The organism is Collinsella aerofaciens, assembly GCF_032584215.1.
Classification (GTDB): domain Bacteria; phylum Actinomycetota; class Coriobacteriia; order Coriobacteriales; family Coriobacteriaceae; genus Collinsella.
In genome coordinates, this window is record NZ_JAWHPN010000107.1 from 1 (window position 1) to 502 (window position 502).

General features: G+C 53.0%; 1 protein-coding gene. It reads right to left on the minus strand.

All coding sequences use genetic code 11. From position 1 onward, the window contains the following. On the minus strand, positions 1-202 hold a 202-nt coding region (locus RX395_RS09970; protein WP_316367337.1), incomplete at its 3' end, for a hypothetical protein. Between the last annotated feature and the right edge of the window lie 300 nt (positions 203-502).

The following is a 502-nucleotide window of genomic DNA, read 5'->3' on the forward strand; positions in this document are numbered from 1 at the left end:
GTCCGCCTGCGTGGATATTTCCTCTTCCCAGTCCGTAGTCCATATACTGCCTCAGTCTCTGCCGCAGGCCACGCTTTCCTTCCGCTTTTCCAATATACAGGATACTTTGGTCGGCACATCCCTCATATTTCTCCTGAAGCTTTTTCGCAGGATAGATTTTAGCCTTAGGGCGGTACTCCTGTTCCGAGAAACGGATTGCCATTCCCTCAGGCGCAAATACCCAATAGACTCCTGGCACCTCAGGGACAGAATGACAATCGTTACAACAGAGTTCTTGTAGTGTGACGGCGGGAACCGATGTGGGACAGAGCGCTTTGAGCCGACGAAACAGGCGTAACAGGACCCCTTCCGCGATGCTTTGACTGATCAGGGAACCCTCGCAAAAATGGTCTCTGCGGAAATGCCATGCGATACAGGCCAATACACACAAATAGGGCTGCATCTCCAGCCATCCCGGAGGGGCAATCGCGATATTCCGCTCCTCGAGGCCCCACTTTTGGAT